The sequence below is a fragment of the Gordonia iterans genome, assembly GCF_002993285.1.
In the GTDB taxonomy this organism is placed as follows: Bacteria; Actinomycetota; Actinomycetes; order Mycobacteriales; family Mycobacteriaceae; genus Gordonia; species Gordonia iterans.
On sequence record NZ_CP027433.1, the window covers coordinates 1,081,140 to 1,101,042 of the forward strand.

Annotated in this window: 17 protein-coding genes; 13 read left to right on the plus strand and 4 right to left on the minus strand. The window is 70.2% G+C overall.

Translation table 11 applies throughout. The features are described 5' to 3' along the window. Positions 1–188 precede the first annotated feature (188 nt). From C6V83_RS05020 to C6V83_RS05080, 12 genes are all read left to right on the plus strand, one after another. Entirely contained in the window at positions 189–1,769 is a 1,581-nt protein-coding gene (locus C6V83_RS05020; RefSeq protein ID WP_105941466.1) for a carboxyl transferase domain-containing protein, read from the plus strand. Positions 1,770–1,855: 86 nt separating this feature from the next. Then, positions 1,856–4,060, plus strand: coding sequence for an ATP-binding protein (locus tag C6V83_RS05025; protein ID WP_105941467.1), 2,205 nt, complete (start codon positions 1,856–1,858; stop codon positions 4,058–4,060). Positions 4,061–4,077: 17 nt separating this feature from the next. Continuing rightward, complete coding sequence (locus C6V83_RS05030; protein WP_105941468.1) at positions 4,078–5,250, plus strand: acyl-CoA dehydrogenase family protein; 1,173 nt, start codon at positions 4,078–4,080, stop codon at positions 5,248–5,250. Further along, on the plus strand, positions 5,247–5,738 hold the full coding sequence (locus C6V83_RS05035; protein WP_105941469.1) for a MaoC family dehydratase: 492 nt from the start codon (positions 5,247–5,249) through the stop codon (positions 5,736–5,738). The genes C6V83_RS05030 and C6V83_RS05035 overlap by 4 nt, the downstream gene beginning before the upstream one ends. Next, positions 5,735–6,580 carry an HpcH/HpaI aldolase/citrate lyase family protein gene (locus tag C6V83_RS05040; RefSeq protein ID WP_105941470.1) on the plus strand — a complete coding sequence of 282 codons (846 nt, stop codon included), beginning with the start codon at positions 5,735–5,737 and terminating at the stop codon, positions 6,578–6,580. Before C6V83_RS05035 ends, C6V83_RS05040 begins: the two co-directional genes overlap by 4 nt. A gap of 22 nt (positions 6,581–6,602) precedes the next feature. Beyond that, a complete protein-coding gene (locus C6V83_RS05045; RefSeq protein ID WP_105941471.1) occupies positions 6,603–8,231 on the plus strand; it encodes an AMP-binding protein in 1,629 nt (542 codons plus the stop codon). Beyond that, complete coding sequence (locus C6V83_RS05050) at positions 8,228–10,363, plus strand: AMP-binding protein (protein ID WP_234353866.1); 2,136 nt, start codon at positions 8,228–8,230, stop codon at positions 10,361–10,363. The genes C6V83_RS05045 and C6V83_RS05050 overlap by 4 nt, the downstream gene beginning before the upstream one ends. A gap of 85 nt (positions 10,364–10,448) precedes the next feature. Then, the gene (locus C6V83_RS05060; protein WP_105941472.1) at positions 10,449–11,579 is read left to right on the plus strand and encodes a DUF5336 domain-containing protein; all 1,131 of its coding nucleotides are present in this window, start codon (positions 10,449–10,451) and stop codon (positions 11,577–11,579) included. 133 nt (positions 11,580–11,712) lie between these two features. Next, the gene (locus C6V83_RS05065; protein ID WP_105941473.1) at positions 11,713–13,209 is read left to right on the plus strand and encodes a cell division protein PerM; all 1,497 of its coding nucleotides are present in this window, start codon (positions 11,713–11,715) and stop codon (positions 13,207–13,209) included. 9 nt (positions 13,210–13,218) lie between these two features. After that, on the plus strand, positions 13,219–13,839 hold the full coding sequence (gene purN, locus C6V83_RS05070) for a phosphoribosylglycinamide formyltransferase (protein ID WP_105941474.1): 621 nt from the start codon (positions 13,219–13,221) through the stop codon (positions 13,837–13,839). Continuing rightward, positions 13,836–15,398: a bifunctional phosphoribosylaminoimidazolecarboxamide formyltransferase/IMP cyclohydrolase gene (purH, locus tag C6V83_RS05075; protein ID WP_105941475.1), complete on the plus strand. Its 1,563-nt coding sequence runs from the start codon at positions 13,836–13,838 to the stop codon at positions 15,396–15,398. Before purN ends, purH begins: the two co-directional genes overlap by 4 nt. Positions 15,399–15,584: 186 nt before the next feature. Further along, the gene (locus tag C6V83_RS05080) at positions 15,585–16,355 is read left to right on the plus strand and encodes a sulfite exporter TauE/SafE family protein (RefSeq protein ID WP_105941476.1); all 771 of its coding nucleotides are present in this window, start codon (positions 15,585–15,587) and stop codon (positions 16,353–16,355) included. An 83-nt stretch (positions 16,356–16,438) separates the two neighbouring features. On the opposite strand, the gene C6V83_RS05085 is transcribed toward C6V83_RS05080, so the two are convergent. The 4 genes from C6V83_RS05085 to C6V83_RS05100 all read right to left on the minus strand — a co-directional run bounded on the left by C6V83_RS05085 (position 16,439) and on the right by C6V83_RS05100 (position 19,408). Then, positions 16,439–17,299, minus strand: coding sequence for an endonuclease domain-containing protein (locus C6V83_RS05085; protein WP_105941477.1), 861 nt, complete (start codon positions 17,297–17,299; stop codon positions 16,439–16,441). Between the two features lie 86 nt (positions 17,300–17,385). Further along, on the minus strand, positions 17,386–18,090 hold the full coding sequence (locus C6V83_RS05090) for a hypothetical protein (RefSeq protein ID WP_105941478.1): 705 nt from the start codon (positions 18,088–18,090) through the stop codon (positions 17,386–17,388). Further along, a complete protein-coding gene (locus C6V83_RS05095; RefSeq protein ID WP_105941479.1) occupies positions 18,087–19,025 on the minus strand; it encodes an ATP-binding cassette domain-containing protein in 939 nt (312 codons plus the stop codon). Before C6V83_RS05095 ends, C6V83_RS05090 begins: the two co-directional genes overlap by 4 nt. Beyond that, a complete protein-coding gene (locus C6V83_RS05100) occupies positions 19,022–19,408 on the minus strand; it encodes a GntR family transcriptional regulator (protein WP_105941480.1) in 387 nt (128 codons plus the stop codon). Before C6V83_RS05100 ends, C6V83_RS05095 begins: the two co-directional genes overlap by 4 nt. Positions 19,409–19,498: 90 nt before the next feature. On the opposite strand from C6V83_RS05100, the gene C6V83_RS05105 reads away from it, so the two are divergent. Further along, on the plus strand, positions 19,499–19,891 hold the full coding sequence (locus C6V83_RS05105) for a YchJ family protein (RefSeq protein WP_105941481.1): 393 nt from the start codon (positions 19,499–19,501) through the stop codon (positions 19,889–19,891). Positions 19,892–19,903: the final 12 nt, after the last annotated feature.

The following is a 19,903-nucleotide window of genomic DNA, read 5'->3' on the forward strand; positions in this document are numbered from 1 at the left end:
CGAGCGGTTCGTCGGGGCCGCGGTGGTTGTGCGGTCCCAGCCCTAGGATACGAGACGAAGTGATCGGAATCACTATCGAGGCCGGATCGGGCCTCGGTCACCGATTCGTCCGGTCGATTGCGTGACAGGCGGGGGCGTCGTGCAGTACATTCATCTCAGTTAATCGTCGATAACTGAAAGGGGAGTCGATGACCACGGTGGAGGACTCCGGCCCGGCGTCGGTGCACCGCGCCAACGTCGCGACCTTGCGCGACCGCGTGGCCCGGGCCGCGGAGGGCGGGGGAGAGCGGGCGCGCGAACGGCATCTGTCGCGCGGCAAGCTGCTGCCGCGGATGCGGATCGACGGCCTGCTCGATCCCGGTTCGCCCTTCCTGGAGGTCGCACCGCTCGCGGCCTTCGGCATGTACGACGACAAGGCCCCGGCCGCCGGGGTGGTGGCCGGGATCGGCCGCATCCACGGCCGCGAGTGCATGATCGTCGCCAACGACGCCACCGTGTCCGGCGGCACCTACTACCCGGTGACTGTCAAGAAGCACCTGCGCGCGCAGGAGATCGCCGCCGCCAACCGGCTGCCGTGCATCTATCTCGTCGACTCCGGCGGCGCGATGCTGCTGAACCAGGACGAGGTGTTCCCCGACCGCGACCATTTCGGCCGGATCTTCTTCAATCAGGCGACTATGAGCGCGGCCGGGATCCCGCAGATCTCCGCGGTCCTCGGCTCGTCGACGGCGGGCGGTGCCTACGTCCCGGCGATGAGCGACGAGAACGTGATCGTCCGCGAGCAGGGCACCATCTTCCTCGCCGGGCCGCCGCTGGTGAAGGCGGCCACCGGCGAGGACGTCACCGCCGAGGACCTCGGCGGCGGCGCCATGCATTCGTCGGTCTCCGGCGTCACCGATCATCTGGTCGACGACGATGAGCAGGCCCTGGCCAAGGTCCGCGAGATCGTCGCCACCTTCGGTCCGCGCGAGCCTGCCCAGTGGGAGACGGTGCCGACCGTGGCGCCGGTGCGGCCGCAGAGCGATCTGTACGACGTGGTGCCCACCGATCCGCGCATCCCGTACGACGTCCGCGAAGTGATCGAGACCATCGCCGACGGCGGGGAGTACTCCGAGTTCAAGGCGAACTACGGCACCTCGCTGGTGACCGCGTTCGCCCGGATCCACGGGCACCCGGTCGGCATCGTGGCGAACAACGGCGTGCTGTTCTCCGAGTCGGCGCTCAAGGGCGCGCATTTCATCGAGCTGTGCGACCGTCGCCGCATCCCGCTGATCTTCTTGCAGAACATCACCGGCTTCATGGTCGGCCGCCAGTACGAGGAGGGCGGCATCGCCAAGAACGGCGCCAAGATGGTCACGGCCGTCGCGTGCGCGCGGGTGCCCAAGCTGACCGTGATGATCGGGGGCTCGTTCGGCGCGGGCAACTACTCGATGTGTGGGCGCGCCTACTCGCCGCGTTTCCTGTGGATGTGGCCGAACGCGCGGATCTCAGTGATGGGCGGGCCGCAGGCCGCGGATACTCTCGCCACGGTGCGCCGGGCCCAGTACGAGCGCGCCGGGCAGGAGTGGAGCGCCGCTGAGGAGGACGCCTTCAAGGAGCCGATCCGGCAGCAGTTCGACGAGCAGTCCGACGCCTACTACTCCACCGCGCGATTGTGGGACGACGGGATCATCGACCCCGCCGACACCCGCACCGTGCTCGGTCTGGCGCTGGAGGCCTGCCGGTACGCGCCCCTGTCCGACGTCGGCTACGGCGTCTTCCGGATGTGACGGCGACCATGACCACCCTTCGACCCTTCGACAAGCTCAGGACAAGCCAGCCTCAGGGAGCGACAATGGCAGCTCAGGGAGCGACAATGACCTCCGCCTCGACGATTTCCGGACCGCGGCGGATTCGCAGCGTGCTCGTCGCCAACCGCGGCGAGATCGCGTGCCGGGTGATCGCCACCCTGCACCGCATGGGCATCCGGGCGATCGCCGTCTACTCCGATGCGGACGCCCAGGCTCCGCACGTGCGGGCCGCCGACGTCGCCGTCCGGCTCGGCCCGGCGCCGGCCGCGCAGAGTTACCTCGACATCGCCGCGGTGGTGTCCGCCGCGCAGCAGACCGGTGCCGACGCCGTCCACCCCGGCTACGGGTTCCTGTCGGAGAACCAGGAGTTCGCTGCGGCACTGGCCGAGGCGGGGATCGTGTTCATCGGCCCGCCCGCGCAGGCGATCGCCACCATGGGCGACAAGATCACCGCGCGGGCCGCGGTGACCGCGCGCGACGTGCCCGTCGTGCCCGGCCTGTCGCGGCCCGGCCTGACCGACGACGATCTGATCGCGGCGGCCCCGGAGATCGGGTTCCCGGTGCTGATCAAGCCGAGCGCCGGCGGCGGCGGCAAGGGGATGCACCGGGTCGACGATCCGGCCGATCTCCCGGCGGCGCTGGTGACGGCCCGCCGCGAGGCCGCGTCGGCGTTCGGCGACGACTCGCTGTTCCTGGAGCACTTCGTCGCCACCCCGCGGCACATCGAGGTCCAGGTGCTCGCCGACGCCCACGGCAACGTGATCCATCTCGGCGAACGCGAGTGCTCGCTGCAGCGCCGGCACCAGAAGGTGATCGAGGAGGCGCCGTCGGCCCTGCTGACCCCGCAGACCCGCGAACGCATCGGCGCCGCCGCGTGCGATGCCGCGCGCAGTGTGGGCTACACCGGCGCGGGCACGGTCGAGTTCATCGTGTCGGCCACCGCCCCCGACGACTTCTTCTTCATGGAGATGAACACCCGTCTGCAGGTGGAGCACCCGGTCACCGAGATGGTGACCGGCGTCGACTTGGTGGAGCAGCAGATCCGCGTCGCGCGCGGGGAGCAGCTCGCGCTCGCCCAGGACGACGTGGTCCTCACCGGACACGCGATCGAGGCCCGCGTGTATGCCGAAGACCCGGCGCAGGGCTTCCTGCCGACCGGCGGCACGGTTCGCACCCTGCGCTGGCCCGGGGATGATCTCGATACGGCGCCTCCTTCGTCGGCGCCTACTCGATCACCCAAAGGGGGCGCGACCCACGCACGTGGAGGTTCGTCGGTGCCTGCGTTTGGTGGTCGAGTAGCCGGAGCGAGGGACGAGCGGAGGCGTATCGAGACCACGCGCATCGACTCCGGAATCGAGGCGGGCTCGGTGATCGGCAGCCATTACGACCCGATGCTCGCCAAGGTGATCTGCTACGGGAGCGATCGCGCCGAGGCCCTGGACCTGCTGGACGAGGCCCTGGCCGGCACGGTGATCGTCGGCGTCGGCACCAATGTCGACTTCTGCCGCTACGTGCTGGCCCAGCCGAAGGTGCGCGCGGCCGAGCTGGACACCGAATTGCTCGACCGCCTGGTGGTCGAGTACTCCGCGCCGGCCCCGTCGCCGGCCGCGCTGGTCGCCGGGGCGCTCGGAACGCTGGATCTCGGCGATTCCGACGACGTGTGGAGTAGCGCGGTGAGCTTCCGGATCGGGGCGCCGTCGCCGATCGTGACGCGGCTGGTCTGCGCCGGTGAACGCTACGAGGTGTCCGCGCTGGTGTCGGGCTCGGATACTCGGGCTCTGCACGCGGACGTCACCGTCGCCGACGACGACGGCCGGGAGTCCTGGCGCGGAGAGGTGTACTTGGAACCGCAGGCCGGTCCCGCCGTCACGGTCCGGTGCGACGGCCTCGCGGGACGCTGGGTGGTGGAGGAGACGGGCGCATCCGTTCTGGGCGGAACCGCCGGGTCGCAGCGCTGGGTCACCGGGCCGCTGGGCGACGCCGACGCGGGCACCTGGGTGATGCGGCCGGCGCACACGCTGGCCTCCTCCGATGCGGCGGCGTCGGCCGGAGACGTGCGGAGCCCGATGCCCGGCACCGTCGTCGCCGTCCCCGCAGCCGACGGCGCGCCCGTCGCGGCGGGCGATCCGCTGGTCGTCGTCGAGGCGATGAAGATGGAGCACACGCTGCGAGCGCCGGTGTCCGGGACGGCCGCCATCGCGGTCCGGGCCGGCCAGAAGGTCGACGCGCAGCAAGTGCTCGCGCACGTGGAATCTGACGAGAACGATTGAGTGAGAAGGCATTCGAGATGGAATTGAGCCAGGAATACACCGACCTCATCGGCAGCGTGCGCGACTTCGCGCAGCAGGTCGTCGCACCGGTCTCGTATCAGCACGACAGGGACAAGACCTTTCCGTACGAGGTCGTCGCTCAGATGGGCGAGATGGGCCTGTTCGGGCTGCCCTTCCCGGAAGAGTACGGCGGGATGGGCGGCGACTACTTCGCGCTCGCGCTGGCGCTCGAAGAACTGGCGAAGGTCGACCAGTCGGTGGCCATGACCGTCGAGGCCGGAGTCGGTCTCGGGGCGATGCCGATCTACCGGTTCGGCAGCCAGGAGCAGAAGGAGAAGTGGCTGCCGGACCTGGTCGCCGGCAAACGGATCGCGGGCTTCGGGCTGACCGAGCCGGGCGCGGGCAGTGACGCGGGCGCCACCGCCACCACCGCCGTCGAGGACGGGCCGGACTGGGTGATCAACGGCGCCAAGCAGTTCATCACCAACTCGGGCACCGACATCACCTCGCTGGTCACCGTCACCGCCGTGACCGGCACTCGGGACGACGGACCTTCGGCTTCGCTCAGGACAGGCAAGAAGGAGATCTCGACGATCATCGTGCCGGCCGGCACGCCCGGCTTCGTTGCCGAGCCCGCCTACGACAAGGTGGGCTGGCACGCCTCGGACACCCACCCGCTGAGCTTCACCGACGCCCGCGTCCCGAAGGAGAATCTGCTGGGCGAGCGCGGCCGCGGCTATGCCAACTTCCTCTCGATCCTGGACGAGGGCCGCGTCGCCATCGCCGGCGTCGCCACCGGCGTGGCGCAGGGCTGCGTCGACGAGTGCATCAAGTACGCCGCCGAGCGCAAGTCCTTCGGGAAGCCGATCAACTCCTATCAGTCCATCTCGTTCGCGATCGCCCGGATGGAGGCGCGCGCGCACGTCGCGCGCACCGCTTATTACGATGCCGCGGCCAAGATGCTGGCCGGCAAGCCGTTCAAGAAGGAGGCCGCCATCGCCAAGATGATCTCCTCCGAGGCGGCGATGGACAACGCCCGCATGGCGACTCAGATCCACGGTGGATACGGCTTCATGAACGAGTACACGGTTTCTCGGCACTACCGCGACTCCAAGATCCTGGAGATCGGGGAGGGCACCACCGAGGTGCAGCTGATGCTGATCGCCCGTTCGCTGGGGCTGCCGTCATGAGTCAGGGCAAGCGGATAGTCCAGCGCGGCTTGTGGTTCGAGGAGTTCGAGATCGGCGCCGTCTACGAGCACCGGCCGGGCCGCACCTTCAGCGAGGCGGACAACACCCTGTTCACCACTCTCACGATGAACACCCAGGCGCTGCACCTGGACGCCGCGTGGTCGGCGGAGCAGCCGGGATTCGGGGGGCAGCGGCTGATCAATTCGATGATGACCCTGTCGACGATCGTCGGCCTGTCCGTCGCACAACTGACACAGGGGACGCTGGTGGCCAATCTCGGTTTCTCGGACATCGCTTTTCCCGCTCCGATGTTCGCCGGCGACACGCTGTACGCGGAGACCGAGTGCACCGGCAAGCGGATCTCCAAGTCCCGGCCGGGCGAGGGCGTGGTGAATCTGACGCACATCGGCCGGAACCAGGACGGCGTCGTCGTCGCGCGTGCCGCGCGCTCGACGTTGGTGCGCCTGAATCCAGAGGGGGCGGCATGACGGCCTGGGCGCCGGCCGGTCCGGCGCTGCTTTTCTGCCCGGCCGACCGGCCCGAACGGTACGCGAAGGCCGCCGAGCGCGCGGACGTGGTGATCCTCGATCTCGAGGATGCGGTGTCCCCGGCGAACAAGCCCGCGGCGCGGCGCGCACTGGTGGAGAACCCGATCGACCCGGCGCGGGTGATCGTGCGGGTGAACCCGGCGGACACCGCGGACCACGCCGAGGACCTGGCCGCGCTGGCCGAGACCGCCTACCGCGCGGTGATGCTCGCCAAAACCGAGGACGCCGCGGCGGTCCGGGCGCTGGACGCGGAGGTGATCGCCCTGATCGAGACGCCGCTCGGCGCGGTGCGCTGCGAGGAGATCGCGGCCGCCGGGAACTGCATCGGCCTGATGTGGGGGGCCGAGGACCTGGTCGCCGGGCTCGGCGGCCAGTCGAGCCGGTTCGCCGCCGGCGAGCCGGACCCGGGCGCCTACCGCGACGTGCCGCGCTTCGTGCGGGCGCGGGTCCGGCTGGCCGCGGGCGCCTTCGGCAAGGCGGCGATCGATGCCGTGCACGTCGACATCGACGACGTCGCCGGGCTGGCCGGCGAGGTCCGGGACGCGGTGGCGCTCGGCTTCGCGGGCACCGCGTGCATCCATCCGTCCCAGGTGGCCGTCGTGCGCGAGGGGTACGCGCCGTCGGCCGAGGAACTCGCGTGGGCGCGCCGACTCCTGGCGGCGTCCGAAGAGCACGGCGGCGGCGTCTTCGCGCTCGACGGCCAGATGGTCGACGCACCGCTTTTCGGGCAGGCGCTGGCGGTGCTGCGCCGGGCCGGGTTGAACGCGCCTGAGATCAAGTGATCGCTCAAGGAAGAAGGTTGTCATGACGGAACTGTCGTACGCGCGGGGTGAGGACGTCCCGCCACTGCTGGAAGGCACCATCGGCGACACCCTCGCGCGGACCGCGCAGGAACACCCGGAGGCGATCGCCCTGATCGACGCGGTCACCGATCGGCAATGGACCTACCGGGAGTTCCGGGTCCAGGTGCGGGCGCTGGCGTGCGGGCTCCGCCGTCTCGGCCTGCGGCCGGGCGACCGGCTGAGCCTGTGGTCGCCGAACCGGTGGGAGTGGGTGATCACCCAGTTCGCCGCCGCCGAGGCGGGGATCGTGCTGGTGGTGCTCAATCCTTCGTATCGCCGCCACGAGGTCGCGTACGCGCTCGCGCAGTCCGGCACCTCCGCCGTGCTGGCCGCCCACAGCTTCCGGGACTCCGAGTACGCACGGATGCTCGACGATGTGCGCGGCGAGCTGGACGACCTCCGCGAGGTGGTGATCTTCTCCTCGCCGGAGTTCGCGGCGCTGACCGCCGAGCCCTCCGCCGACGAACTCGCCGAGTTGGACGAGGCCGCCGCGGGCCTGCACCCCGACGATCCGATCAACATCCAGTACACCTCGGGCACCACCGGCAACCCGAAGGGCGTCACGCTCTCGCACCGCAACATCGGGAACAACGGCTACCTGGTCGGCGAACTTCTGGAGTACAGCGAGGCGGACCGGATCTGCACGCCGGTGCCGTACTACCACTGCTTCGGCATGGTGATGGCGAACCTGGCTGCGACCTCCCACGGCAGCGCGATGGTGATCCCGGCGCCGGCCTTCGATCCCGCCGCCACCCTGGCCGCCGTCGAGAAGTACGGCTGCACCAGCCTGTACGGCGTGCCGACCATGTTCATCGCCGAGTTGGCACTGCTCGATCAATCCGCCGCGTCGTACGACCTGTCGACGCTGCGGACCGGGATCATGGCCGGCTCGCCGTGTCCCGAGCAGGTGATGCGCCGGGTGATCGACGAGATGCACATGTCGCAGGTGTCGATCTGCTACGGCATGACCGAGACCAGTCCGGTGTCGACTCAGACGCGGATGGACGATCCGCTGGAACTGCGGGTGGGAACCGTCGGGCGGGTGGGGCCGCACCTGGAGATCAAGGTGATCGATCCGGTCACCGGCGAGACGCTGCCGCGCGGGGCGACCGGCGAGTTCTGCACGCGCGGCTACTCGGTGATGGCCGGGTACTGGAACGATCCGGCCAAGACCGCCGAAGTGCTCGGCGAGGACGGCTGGATGCGCACGGGCGATCTGGCCGTGATGCAGGAGGACGGCTACGTCCGGATCACCGGCCGGATCAAGGACATGGTGATCCGCGGCGGCGAGAACATCTACCCGCGCGAGGTGGAGGAGTTCCTCTACACGCACCCGGACATCGTCGACGTCCAGGTGATCGGCGTCCCCGACCCGAAGTACGGTGAGGAACTGATGGCGTGGATCCGGCTGCGCGAGGGCGCGCCCGGGCTGACCGCGGAGGAGCTCCGGGAGTTCGCCGCGGGACAGATCTCCCGGCACAAGATCCCGAAGTACGTGCACGTGGTCGAGAGTTTCCCGATGACGGTCACCGGCAAGGTGCGCAAGGTCGAGATGCGCGAGCAGGCCGTCGATCTGCTGGGGCTCGAATGAGCCAGACGTCGCCCTTCGAGGCGTTCACCGGCTTTCTGGCCGAGCGGACCGGTCGCGAGCTCGGTTCGTACGACGACGTGTACGCGTACTCGGTCGCGGACCTGGCCGGCTTCTGGCGCGCGGTGTGGGACTTCTTCGCGCTCGACGAGATCGCGGAGTCGCCGCTGGCACCCGGGGACGGTGCGGTTCTCGCGAGCGCCGCCATGCCGGGAACCTGGTTCCCGCTGACGCGACTCAATTACGTCGACGTCGTACTGCGGCAGTGCGACCGCGACGGGGCCGCGATCGTCGGACTCGACGAGGCGGGGAACCGCACAGAAGTCGCCTGGCGCGAGCTGCCCGGGCTGGTCGGGGCGGTCGCCTCAGCGCTGGCCGAGGCCGGGATCGGTGAGGGCGACGTGGTGGCCGCCTACCTTCCGGACGTCCCCGAGGCGGTGGTCGGCTTTCTGGCGACGGCTTCGCTGGGGGCGATCTGGTCCGGTTGCGGTCAGGACTACGCGCCCGACGGCGCGGCCGCGCGGCTCGGCCAGCTGCGGCCGAAGGCGCTGCTGACCTGCGCCGGGTACCGGTGGAACGGCAAGGACGTCGACAAGCGCGCCGACTCGGCCGAACTCGCTTTGCTGCTCGACGACCTGGTGCTGCACATCCAGGTGGACGGTGGTCTCGATACGCGTGTTCGGCCAGCCGAGGGGGCGTATGCCGGTGATCGAGTAGCGCCCGAGGCGCCAGCCGAGGGGGCGTATCGAGATCCCACCCCGTGGTCCGAGATCGTCTCCGCGTCGCGCATCCCGGAGCCGGTGAAGGTCCCGTTCGATCATCCGCTCTGGGTGCTGTTCTCCTCGGGCACCACGGGCAAGCCGAAGGGGATCGTGCACGGGCACGGCGGGGTCGTCGTCGAGCATCTGAAGCAGACGGCGCTGCATGCCGGGCTGGGGCCCGAGTCGGTGTTCTTCTGGCAGACCGCGCTGAGCTGGATGATGTGGAACTTCCAGGCGGCCGGTCTGCTGGTCGGCGCGCGGATCGTCACCTACAGCGGGTCTCCGCTGTATCCGGATGCCGATCGGCTCTGGCGGATCGTCGAAGCGGAGAAGGTCACCTATTTCGGAACCAGCCCCGGGCAGCTCAACGCCTCCCGCAAGGCGGGCCTGGTTCCCGGGCGCGACCACGACCTGTCGGCGCTGCGCACTCTCGGCAGCACCGGTTCGACTCTGCCGGCGGATCTGTTCGAGTGGGTGGACTCGAACGTCGCCGCCGGGCTGCCGATCTCGTCGATCAGCGGCGGCACCGACGTCGTCAGCGCCTTCGCCGGCGGCAGCACCGGCGTGCCGGTGGTGCCCGGGGAACTGTCGGTACGGCACCTGGGCGTCGCACTCGAGAGCTGGTCGCCGGATGCGCGCCCGCTGATCGGGGAGGTGGGCGAGCTGGTCGTCACCAAACCGATGCCGTCGATGCCGGTGCGGTTCTGGAACGACGACGACGGCGCCGGGAACCCCGTGAGCGGGCCGAATCGAGACGGCGCCGGGAACCCCGTGAGCGGGCCGCAGCGGATCGGCGCCGGGAACCCCGTGAGCGGGCCGCAGCGGATCGGCGCGCGCTACCGCGCGGCGTACTTCGATCACGTCTGGGCGCGCCCCCTGCCCGACGAGTACGCCGGGACAGGGGTCTGGCGGCACGGCGACTGGGTGACGCTCACCGAGCGCGGCTCCCTGATGTTCCACGGCCGCAGCGATGCGACGCTGAACCGGCACGGCATTCGGATGGGGTCGGCCGACGTCTACGAGGTGGTCGAAGCGGTGGACCGGATCGCCGAGGCCTTCGTCCTCGGAGTCGACGGGCCCGACGGGGCGTACTGGATGCCGATGTTCGTCACCCTGGTCCCGGGCGCCCAGCTCGACGACGACCTGGTGAACGAGGTGGTGACGCAGGTGAAGACGCGGCTGTCGCCGCGGCACGTGCCGGACGAGATCGTGCTGGCGCCGGGTATCCCGCACACGCGCACCGGCAAGAAGCTGGAGGTGCCGATCACCGCGATCCTGGCCGGCCGCTCGCACGTCGACGTCGACCCCGATGCGGTCGACGATCCGGCGCTCATCGACTGGTATCGCGAGCAGGGTGCCGCTCATCGTTGGTGACGTGGGTCAGTCCCTGTACTAGCGTGGAGACCGTTCGCCGGGTCGCCGCAGCGGGACCCAGAGAAGTCGACCCAGGAGATTCTTGATGACGTATCCGCAGTCGGGCCCGAACTACGGGCAGAGCGACTCCGGCCAGGGCCAGCAGTACGGCGCCGGTCAGTACGGCCAGCCCCAGTACGGCGCGACGCCCCAGTACGGGTCGGATCAGTACGGGTCCGCCCCATACGGTCAGCAGCAGCAGTACGGCGCCGGCGGTCAGCAGTACGGCACCGGTGCACAGCAGCAGTACGGGTCCGCCCAGCAGTACGGCCAGCAGCAGTACGGCCAGCAGTACGGCGAATCGCCGCAGTACCAGGCGCCGAAACCGCCGTCGCAGGGGCTGCCCGCCAACACCGGCCAGATCCTGTCGCTCGTGGTCGGCGCCCTGGGCGTCGTGATGCTGTTCTGCGGCTTCCTCGCGGGCTACAAGGTCGACGGCGAGTACATCTCCCGCTCGGTGAAACTCTTCGAGACCGGCTTCGTCGCCCCGTACTCCCTGTTCGTGGTGGCCGGCGTGCTGGGGCTGCTCACCCTGCTGGCCGGGGCCGGCAAGCAGGTCGTCGCGGGCATCACTGCGCTCAGTCTGGTGGCGGCGATCGTCACGATCTTCCAGTTCGCGACGAACGACGGCAACGGCGTCGGCGCGATTCTGCTGATGGTGTTCTCGATCCTCGGCACCCTCGCCGCGGCGGTGTGGCTGCTGGTCGAGTGCGGGCAGATCAAGACCGCTCCGGCGGGGGCCGCGGCTTCGGCCGATTCGGCCGCTGCGACGTCTGCTGCCGCCACGTCGGCGGCCTCGACGTCTGCCGCGGGCGCCGCCGGCTACTCGTACGGCGACCAGGGCGCGTCGGGTCAGGCACCGTCGGGTCAGGCACCGTCGGGTCAGGCACCGTCGGGTCAGGCACCGTACGGACAGTCGTCGGGGGCGCATGCCGCGCCGTCGTACGGCGACTCGTCGTCCTCGTACGGCTCCGGCGCGACGGGATCCTCCTACGGTGCCACTCCGTCGTACCAGCCGCCGGCCGATGCGGATGCGACCACGTTCGCGTCCTCGCCGTCCGGCTCGGAGACCTCCGTGCTCGGCGGTGGCGGCGACGGCTCGGAGACGACGGTCTTCGGCACCGCCGATCGCGCCGACAACTCCGAAGGCGGCCAGGGCTCGGACTCCGCCAAGTAAGCGCCTCTCTCTCCAACACGCCGCCGCCCCGGTCCGCGACCGGGGCGGCGGTGTGTTTCCGTCGATCACATTTCGGTCGCTCCCGGCGCGCCACCGGGCGTGTCCGGCGGTCCCCGTGCCACCCTCGAAGGCGATGTCTCCCACCACCGAATCGCTGGCCACCCGTCTCCGTCGGGGTCGCGTGTCCGCGCGCGTCGACGCCACCCCGGGCCGGGCGGCGACGTGGAGCCTGGTGAAGGTGGCGGCGGCGGTTCCGGTCGTCGTCACGGTGGTCCTCGCGGTGCTGATCGCACTGACCAAAGCCCTGGCCGGCGGTGCCTTCTCGGGTCTGGCTGCGCAGGTCGGCGCGGGGTGGCTGGTGGTGAATCAGGTGCCGCTCACGGTCGGCGGGGTCACCGTCGGCGTGCTGCCGCTGCTGCCGACACTGCTGGTGATCTGGGCGGTCGCCGTGCTGACCGGGCGCGCGGCGCGGAACGTGGAGAGTCTGCACGAGGTGGCCAGTGTCGCCGGGGCCGCGCTCGCCGGGTCGCTGCTGTGGACGGCGCTGGCCCTCGCGGTGGTCGCCGACGGGTCCGCGGTCTCGTCGATCGGGCAGGCCGCGCCGTTGCCGGCCTTCGGCTACACCCTCCTGGTGCAGGGGCTCGGGGTGGCGATCGGCGTCGGACGGCGTTGCCTGCAGCCGCTGTTGCAGGTCTATGACTTCCCGGTAGCGGACCGGGTGGGCGCACGCGCGGGCGGGCTCGCCTTTCTCGGGCTGGTGGCCGGCGGGGCACTGCTGGTCACCGTCGGGCTCGTGGTCAAGTGGGAGCGCGTGGGGCAGTTGATCGCCGGCGGCCACTCCTTCGACGGGTACCTCGGCCTCACAGTCCTCTCCGCCCTGTATCTGCCGAACGTGGTGATCGGCGCCGCGGGGATCTCGGTCGGGGCCACCGCGCAGGCCGGCACCGCCAGCGTGGACGCACTCGCGGTGCACGCCGGTGCGGTTCCGCCGCTGCCGATCCTGGGAGTGCTTCCCGAGGAGAGCCCCGGACCGATCGGTCTGCTGGTGTTCGTGCTGCCGCTCGTGGTCGGCGGGCTCGCCGGCTGGTACTGCCGAAGCGTCGACGTGGTGCAGCACCTGCGGGCGGTCGGGGTCGCGGCGGCGGTCTGCGCGGCGCTGATGGTGCTCGGTGCGGGACTGGCCGGCGGGGGCGCCGGTGAGCTCGGTCGTGTCGGGGTCAGCGCCCCGCTCGCCGGCGTGTACTGCTTCGCCTGGGTGGCGCTGGCCGGTGCGCTGGTCGCGGGGGCGCACCAGCTCTCCCCGTCGGTACGCCGGCTGCGCTCCGAGCCGGACGTCGGGTTCGACCTGGACGAGTTGCTTGCCGACGAGGAGTTCGCCGATCTGGAGATCGTGGACGAGGACGACCTGGACCAGACGCCGAACCGTTCGGAGTCTCGTTCCGGCTCGAGTGACGCCGCCGACGACGACACCGCCGAGATCGCCGCCGTTGATGACGACAGCACCGACGACGACAGCACCGACGACGACACCGAGGTGACCGCTGAGCTGAGCGTCACTCCGGACGACACCGAAGACGCCGTGTCACCTGCGCCAGGACCCGAGCGCGGGCCCGGCGACGGCCCGCACTAATCTCGTGGTGTGAACAGCCCCGCCGCAACCCGTGTGCCCGTGGTCGTGCTGGCGTCGGGCACCGGGTCGCTGCTGGCCGCGATCCTCGACCGGGCTGCTGCGCCGTCGTCGTCGTACGACGTGGTGGCGGTGGCTGTCGACCGGGACTGCCCGGCCGGGCAGATCGCCCGGGACGCCGGGATTCCGGTGATCGCGTGCGCGCTGGCCGACTACCCGGATCGCGATGCGTGGGATCGCGCGTTAACCGTCGAGGTCGGCCGGTGCGGGCCGGCGTGGGTGGTGACGGCCGGCTTCATGAAGATCCTCGGACCGGCTTTCCTCGGCGCCTTCGCCGAGCGCGTGATCAACTCGCATCCCGCGCTGCTGCCGGCGTTTCCGGGTGCCCACGGCGTCGCCGACGCACTCGCGTACGGCGTCAAGGTGACCGGCTGCACCGTGCACCTGGTCGACGGGGGCGTCGACACCGGACCGATTCTCGCGCAGGGCGTGGTCGACGTGTTGCCGGACGACACCGTCGAGACGCTGCACGAGCGAATCAAGATCACTGAACGCGACCTCCTCCCGACCGTGGTGGAGGCCGTGGTGACCCGCGGTGTGGTCACCGATGGACGAAAGGCATACATCCCGTGAACGCACCCGACCGTCGCCCCCTCCGGCGCGCACTGATCAGCGTCTACGACAAGACCGGGCTCGGCGAGCTCGCCGCCGCTCTGCACGCGGCCGGCGTCGAGATCGTCTCGACCGGTTCCACCGCCAAGACCATCGCGGCCGGCGGCGTGCCCGTCGTGGAGGTCAGTGAGCTGACCGGCTTCCCCGAGTGCCTGGAGGGACGGGTCAAGACGCTGCATCCGCGGGTGCACGCCGGCGTGCTGGCCGACACCCGCAAGGACGACCACCTGCGCCAGCTCGACGAGCTGGAGATCAAGCCCTTCGAGCTGGTGTGCGTCAACCTGTACCCGTTCACCGAGACAGTCGCCTCGGGCGCGTCGCCCGACGAGTGCGTCGAGCAGATCGACATCGGCGGGCCGTCGATGGTGCGTGCCGCAGCCAAGAACCACCCGTCGGTGGCCGTCGTCGTGGACCCGGCGGACTACGCGGGCGTCGCCGATGCCGTGAGCGCGGGGGGCTTCACCCTCGACGAGCGCAAGGCGCTGGCGGCCAAGGCGTTCCGGCACACCGCCGACTACGACGTCGCCGTCGCCTCGTGGATGAGCAGCGTGGTCGCACCGCCGGCGGAGAGTGACTTCCCGGTGTGGGCCGGTGCGACGTGGGAGCGTTCGGCGGTCCTGCGCTACGGCGAGAACCCGCATCAGGCGGCGGCGCTGTACGTCGACGAGTCCGGGGCCCCCGGCCTGGCTCAGGCGCAGCAGCTGAACGGCAAGGAGATGTCGTTCAACAACTACACGGACGGCGACGCCGCGTGGCGCGCCGCGTACGACTTCGACGAGCCGGCCGTCGCGATCATCAAGCACGCCAACCCGTGCGGGATCGCCGTCGGCGGCGACATCGCCGAGGCGCACCGTAAGGCGCACGCCTGCGACCCGGTGAGCGCTTACGGCGGTGTGATCGCCGCCAACCGGGAGATCAGCGTCGAACTGGCCGAGCAGGTGGCCGACATCTTCACCGAGGTGATCATCGCGCCCGGCTTCGCCGACGGCGCCCTCGACGTGCTGACCCGCAAGAAGAACCTGCGCCTGCTCGTCGCCGCACCGCCGGCCGCGGCGGCCCGCGAACTGCGCCCGATCTCCGGCGGTCTGCTCATCCAGGCCCGCGACGTGATCGATGCCGAGGGCGACGACCCCGCCAACTGGACGCTCGTCTCGGGTGACGCGGCGGACGCCGCGACGCTGGCCGACCTCGAGTTCGCCTGGCGCGCGGGGCGCTCGGTCAAGTCCAACGCGATCCTGCTGGCGCACGACGGCGCCTCCGTCGGCGTCGGCATGGGACAGGTGAACCGGGTCGACTCGGCGCACCTGGCCGTGCAGCGCGCCGGGGTGCGCGCCGCCGGTTCGGTCGCTTCGTCGGACGCCTTCTTCCCGTTCCCGGACGGTCTGCAGGTGCTGAGCGACGCGGGCGTGCGTGCGGTGGTGCAGCCCGGCGGCTCGGTGCGCGACAACGAGGTGATCGAGGCCGCCCAGGCCGCGGGCGTGACGATGTACATCACCGGAGCCCGCCACTTCGCCCACTGACACCGGAGTCGCCGATCGAGCGGTCCTTCGTTGATCGAGCGGAGTCGAGATCGCGGTCTTGTGTTTCGCTGGTTGAGCTCCTCTTCGGTGGTCGAGTAGCAGCGCGAACGAAGTGAGTCGCTGAGTATCGAGACCCCGGTGGCGCCGATTCGGACGGTGCCGATGCGCAGGTGAAGGAGGTCCGCGGTGTCCCTCGCCGATCTCGCGCTTCTCCTGGCCGCGGGCTTCGCGGCCGGCATCGTCGGTTACGTGACCGGCCTGGCGTCCCTCCTCAGCTATCCGGCGCTGCTGCTCGTCGGGCTGCCGCCGATCACCGCTAACGTGACCAACACCGTCGCGATGGTCGCGGTGGGTGTCGGGAGCTTCGCCAAGTCCGGCCGAGTGCTCCTGGAAGAGGATCCGTCGACCCCGCTCGGGACAGGCGGCGGCAAACCCCTGGCGCGAGCCGGCGCCGTCGCGGTGCTCGGCGGGGCGGTCGGTGCGGGCATCCTGCTCGTGTCCCCGGACCGGGCCTTCGAGTCGGTGGTGCCGTTCCTGGTGGCGTTCGCGTCGATCGCGCTCCTGCTGCAGCCGCGCCTGCGTGCGCGGATGGTCGGGCGCGCCGGCCACCCCGGCTGGTGGCTCGTCGGGGTCTTCGTCATCTCGATCTACGGCGGCTATTTCGGGGCCGGTGCCGGTGTGATGTTCGTGGCGCTGGCGATGGTGCTGTCCGGGTTGCCGCTGTGGCGCGCCGTACTGCTGAAGGCAGCGCTGCTCGGGATCGCCAATGCCGTCGCGGCGGTCGCCTTCATCGTGTTCGCCCAGGTGCACTGGGGCGCCGCGATCGCGATGGGTCTGGGCTGCCTGCTCGGCGGCTGGGCGGGTCCGCCCGTCGTCGCCCGACTGCCCGCGACTCCGCTGCGGATCACGATCGGCCTCGGAGGCTTGGGGCTGGCCGTCTGGCTCGCTCTCGCCTGACCGATCGGTCGCCGCACGGCGGGGTCGCCGTACGACACCGGACCGCTCAGCGCCGCGGGCGGCAATATTCCCTCGGCGGACCGCTATCGGCCGGTGTCGTCACGCGCCGACCGCCGTCGGTGGCGATCCTTGCGGGTGATCGCCCGGATGTCTTCGAGGACCTCGGCCCAGCCGAAGAGGACGTCGTCGTAGGTGAGGCGGATGACGATCCAGCCGTCGATCACGGCCTTGCGGTCGCGTGTGCGGTCGGCCTGGAACTCCGCGGCGGACGAGTGGTACTGGCGTCCGTCGCATTCGATCACGAGCCGGCCGATCCGCAGGTCGGAGTGGCCCACGCCCTCGACACGCGGTTGCACCACCACCTTGTAGCCGAGAGCGCGCAGTCGCACCCGGACGATGGACTCGGTCCCGGACTGCGCATCACAGTCGGTCTTGGCGAACCATCCCTGGACCCGGGCGGGGAGTGTTCCCATCGCGCCGCGGAGGGCGTCGGCGGACAGGCCCAGCGCGTTCTGCACGGAATCGCACACGGCGATCCAGTCCTCCTCGCGCATGCAGCGCGCCGCGCATTCGAGGGCGGTGACGACCGGATCGACCGCCGTCCGGCCGGCGGCGGTCCGGGAGAACCCACGACAGGACTGCTGGTACTGCGGCGAACTCCGGGCGCGGCGCACGTGATCGTTCGAGTATCCGGGAGGTACCCAGAAGCCGTAGTACTTCAGGGCGGACACGCAGGCGAGCACGCCACCCGCGCTCACCGCGTCCTTGACCACACTGTGACAGCCCGGTGCCGCGTACCAGTCCTTGCGTGGCGAGTCGAGTTCCTCCGCGGCGAGCATGCGCAGCCGTTCGCGTCGGCTGATCGCGAGTCTTTCGAGTTCGTCTCGGTGGAACACCCCGTGGACCGTGCCACCGTGGCCGGTGTCGATCGACGTGACCGACACGGTCCCTGCTGCTGATGATTCCCCCATGTGAAGTCAGACGCACGAGGTGCGGTTCCGGTTCCCTCGGCGCCCCGGGGCCGGGCCGTCTACGGGATGGCGCGGCGGATGGCCAGGAAGCTCAGTCCCGCGACCACGGTGCACCCGCCGAGGCCGATCAGCGCCACGTACAGTGCGTCCGCGTTCGCGAAGGCCCGGCCGACGGCGGGCCAGGAGTCGGTGGCCGAGATCAGGAACGCCGCCAGCACCAGCAGCACCACCAGGGCGATGGCGACGACCACGGTCCAGAGCATCCCGAAGCGCTTGTAGATCACCGCACCGAGGAAACCGAGGAGGAAGGCCAGCATGGCGGCGGTGAAGCAGAAGAGGGCCGCCGCCAGCGGGCCGTGCTCCCAAATCCACGGCAGCCGGAAGAAGTAGCCGTGGAAGCCCCAGCCGTCGGTGGCCTTCTCGACCAGACCGCCGACCAGGAAGGTGGCCGCGAGGATGAGCGACGTGCCCGCCGCGGTCAGCAGCGTGCCCTGGAAGAACTCGCGCCGGGACACGCTCATGGCCTGCGAGAACGGGAACGTCAGGCTCAGTGCCTGCACACCGACGATCAGGAAATACCAGAGCGGTGCCTGCGCGCCGCCGCTGTACATCGGATCCTCGATCGGCCCGGGCACCGAGAAGACGACGATCCCGTAGATGGCGAGGGTGATCGCGAACGACGCCCCCAGGATGATCAGCGGCAGCCAGACGAAGGTCTGTCGGTTCACCAGTTGCATGCGGACGACATTGGCGGTGCGGTTCATCGGAGGGCTCCGTTCTGGTGGTGGGCCTGCGTGGCATCCGTGTGCTGGGTGAGCCGCACGATCAACTCCTGCAGAGCGACCGGCGCGGTGGTGAGGCCCGCCGCGGCGAGGCGCCGCCGCTCGTCGTCGCTGAGGGAGCCGAGTACGGTGACCGACGCGACGGGGCCGAGGCGCTCGCGGTGAAGTTCTTCGCGGCCGGTGACGAACTCGTCGACGACGGACTCGGCGCCGACCACGCTGAACGCGCGCTCGCGCAGTGCGTCGACGGATTCGTTGACGACGATGTGCTCGTCGTCGACCACGAGGACCTGTTCGATCAGGTTCGAGATCTCGTCGATCAGGTGACTGGAGATCACCACCGTGCGCGGGTGTTCGGCGTAGTCGGCGAGCAGGCGGTCGTAGAAGATCTGCCGCGCCACCGCATCCAGCCCGAGGTAGGGCTCGTCGAAGAAGGTCACGTCGGCACGCGACGCCAATCCGATGATCACTCCGACGGCGGACAACTGTCCGCGGGAGAGCTTCTTGATCCGCGTGTTCATCGGAAGACGGAAGTCGTCGATCAGACGCTCGGCGAGCTCGCTGCTCCAGTTCGGGAAGAACAGTTCGGCGATGGCGAAGGCGTGCTTGGGCTTGGCGTCGTCCGGATACTTCTGGCTCTCCCGGACAAAGCACATCCGCTGCAGTACAGCGGGATTCTCGTAGGCCTCCGCACCGAAGACCTCTGCGCGCCCGGAATCGGCGAAGTTCTGGGCGGTGAGGATCGACATGATGGTGGTCTTGCCCGAACCGTTTCGGCCGAACAGGCCGCAGATCACGTCTTTCGGGATGTCGAAGTCGATCCGGTCGAGAACGGTCTTGTCGCCGTACCGCTTGGTCAGGTCGCGGACCCGGACGGCGGTGTCCTCGGGGGCCGGTGCGTGGCTGATGGCACTCATTGCTGCTCCTCTCGGATGGAACCGCCGGCGGGGCGGCGGTCGCGGATCAGGTCGATCACGTCCTGCGGGTCCAGGCCGAGGCGCGCGGCCTCGGTGAGCAGGGGGTCGAGGTATCGGACGGCGAAGGATTCCTGGCGTTCCCGGCGCAGCAGATCGCGTGCGCCGGTGGCGACGAACATCCCGATTCCGCGGCGCTTGTAGAGCACGCCCCTGTCGACCAGCAGGTTGATGCCCTTGGCGGCGGTCGCGGGGTTGATCCGGTAGAACGCCGCGAGCTCGTTGGTGGATGGCGCCCGGGTCTCCTCGGCGAGGGCGCCGTCGATGATCGAGTCGGCGACGTGATCGGCGATCTGCTGGAAGAGCGCCCGTCCTTCATCGATCATGGCACGTCCTTTGGTTAATTACTTGACTAACTAACCATGACACCAGTGAACCGGGCTGTCAAGAGACGCCGGGCCGGTAATGTCACCGGGATGAACCTGGACGAGCGGTGTCCGTGCCACAGCGGGGACCCGTTCGGAGCGTGCTGTGGGCGATACCTCGCCGGTGCAGGGGGCGCGCCCGCCCCGACCGCACAAGCGCTGATGCGCAGCCGCTACACGGCCTTCGCGCTCGGCGACGTCGCACATCTCCTCGACACTTGGCACCCGAGTACGCGACCGGGCTCGCTGGACCTGGAGCCGGACCGGCGATGGCTGCACCTGAGCGTCGAGTCGTGTTCTGGCGGTGGGCCTTTCGACTCCGACGGCACCGTGTGCTTCACCGCGGTCTACCGCGCACCCGGCGGCCGGGGCGAACTTCACGAGCGCAGCCGATTCGTCCGGGAGAACGGTCGCTGGTACTACGTCGACGGCGACGTGGGCTGACGCGTCACCGCG

Excerpts from the sequence above, each read along its gene's own strand:
- C6V83_RS05020 (WP_105941466.1), top strand. The coding sequence starts at position 189 with ATGACCACGGTGGAGGACTCCGGCCCGGCGTCGGTGCACCGCGCCAAC.
- C6V83_RS05025 (WP_105941467.1), top strand. The coding sequence starts at position 1,856 with ATGACCTCCGCCTCGACGATTTCCGGACCGCGGCGGATTCGCAGCGTG.
- C6V83_RS05030 (WP_105941468.1), top strand. The coding sequence starts at position 4,078 with ATGGAATTGAGCCAGGAATACACCGACCTCATCGGCAGCGTGCGCGAC.
- C6V83_RS05035 (WP_105941469.1), top strand. The coding sequence starts at position 5,247 with ATGAGTCAGGGCAAGCGGATAGTCCAGCGCGGCTTGTGGTTCGAGGAG.
- C6V83_RS05040 (WP_105941470.1), top strand. The coding sequence starts at position 5,735 with ATGACGGCCTGGGCGCCGGCCGGTCCGGCGCTGCTTTTCTGCCCGGCC.
- C6V83_RS05045 (WP_105941471.1), top strand. The coding sequence starts at position 6,603 with ATGACGGAACTGTCGTACGCGCGGGGTGAGGACGTCCCGCCACTGCTG.
- C6V83_RS05050 (WP_234353866.1), top strand. The coding sequence starts at position 8,228 with ATGAGCCAGACGTCGCCCTTCGAGGCGTTCACCGGCTTTCTGGCCGAG.
- C6V83_RS05060 (WP_105941472.1), top strand. The coding sequence starts at position 10,449 with ATGACGTATCCGCAGTCGGGCCCGAACTACGGGCAGAGCGACTCCGGC.
- C6V83_RS05065 (WP_105941473.1), top strand. The coding sequence starts at position 11,713 with ATGTCTCCCACCACCGAATCGCTGGCCACCCGTCTCCGTCGGGGTCGC.
- C6V83_RS05090 (WP_105941478.1), bottom strand. The coding sequence starts at position 18,090 with ATGAACCGCACCGCCAATGTCGTCCGCATGCAACTGGTGAACCGACAG.
- C6V83_RS05095 (WP_105941479.1), bottom strand. The coding sequence starts at position 19,025 with ATGAGTGCCATCAGCCACGCACCGGCCCCCGAGGACACCGCCGTCCGG.
- C6V83_RS05100 (WP_105941480.1), bottom strand. The coding sequence starts at position 19,408 with ATGATCGATGAAGGACGGGCGCTCTTCCAGCAGATCGCCGATCACGTC.
- C6V83_RS05105 (WP_105941481.1), top strand. The coding sequence starts at position 19,499 with ATGAACCTGGACGAGCGGTGTCCGTGCCACAGCGGGGACCCGTTCGGA.